Origin of the sequence: Rhizobium bangladeshense, assembly GCF_001662075.1 — a bacterium.
Lineage (GTDB): Bacteria > Pseudomonadota > Alphaproteobacteria > Rhizobiales > Rhizobiaceae > Rhizobium > Rhizobium bangladeshense_B.
The window spans coordinates 1-1026 of the sequence record NZ_LYPL01000096.1 but is presented as its reverse complement, the minus strand read 5'-3'; the positions used below and the strand labels follow the sequence as shown (position 1 = coordinate 1026).

Annotated in this window: 2 protein-coding genes; both read left to right on the top strand. The window is 54.3% G+C overall.

All coding sequences use genetic code 11. The features are described 5' to 3' along the window. Positions 1-376 precede the first annotated feature (376 nt). Positions 377-559 carry a hypothetical protein gene (locus tag A7X77_RS31650; RefSeq protein WP_064686699.1) on the top strand — a complete coding sequence of 61 codons (183 nt, stop codon included), beginning with the start codon at positions 377-379 and terminating at the stop codon, positions 557-559. 90 nt (positions 560-649) lie between these two features. Beyond that, positions 650-970, top strand: a complete 321-nt coding sequence (locus A7X77_RS31645) for a winged helix domain-containing protein (RefSeq protein ID WP_064686698.1) — start codon at positions 650-652, stop codon at positions 968-970. Positions 971-1026: the final 56 nt, after the last annotated feature.

The following is a 1026-nucleotide window of genomic DNA, read 5'->3' as shown; positions in this document are numbered from 1 at the left end:
GCGACGCGGTGCCTCGATCTAACGTGGTGTGGATCGAATTCCGAAGCCCCCCAGTTAAAGATGACGACGCACCAAAACAGAATTTCTGAACACGGCTTCGACGGGTAGGGCGCGCCCCTGCGCGACCCCATTGGCCTGAAGAGCCGACGTGCCTTCCCTCAGATAAAATATTCGTGGAAAAGCGACTTCCTAGTGGCTGATTGGAAAATCATTCCGGGGGCGCCGAGGAGGTTTGTGTGCATTACTTGGAACGAAAAAGGAACGAATTCACTTGTGGATTAAGCTGAGCAGGATGTCTAGGTAGAATCGTGTTATGGTATAACTTGTTATCCAAAGTCGCTACAAAATACCGAGTCAAGGAATGGGGTTCTAACGCATGGTTTATTTGACTGCGAAACAGGTGCAGGAGCGATATCAGATCAGATCGATGTCTCACCACCGCTGGCTGAAAAAAGATGAAATGGAGTTTCCCCGTCCAATGGTCATCAACCGACGGAGGCTCTTCGATGAAGCCGACATTGTCGAATGGGAGCGCAGGCGCGCGAAAGAGGCTGCGTGACGGTCGCAGCGATGCGGCACGGGCGCTCCAGGTCGCCAAACTCAGAAACGCCCGTGCCGCGGATCATCGATAACGAAAGGATCGCTTTCAATGACAAGGAAAAGCAAAGCACAGGTCTATGGCCGAATCCAGCTTTATGATGGGGACGAGCCGAAGGGATCGCCGATCACGGTGGTAGGCCGCGAGTGGTGGGCTCTTCAGCAACTGATTGAAGCGGGCGAAAAGGGTTGTACTCCGATCGATAACCCCGCGCCTCGCTGGGCGCACTATGTGTGGCTTATGCGAGGCAACGGCATTGACGTGGAAACGATCCACGAAACTCACGGCGGACAATTTCCCGGCTCACATGCACGGTACGTGCTCAGAACAAAGCTTTCGGTCGTCGATGAGGTCGGGAGCCTGGCAGCGTGACACTAGAGCAAGAGAACCGTTCAATGGTGGATGGTGCCGCAAGGTGGCTATTGTCG

What these genes read in the sequence shown, in the direction of transcription:
- A7X77_RS31650 (WP_064686699.1), top strand. Translation starts at nt 377, where the DNA reads ATGGTTTATTTGACTGCGAAACAGGTGCAGGAGCGATATCAGATCAGA.
- A7X77_RS31645 (WP_064686698.1), top strand. Translation starts at nt 650, where the DNA reads ATGACAAGGAAAAGCAAAGCACAGGTCTATGGCCGAATCCAGCTTTAT.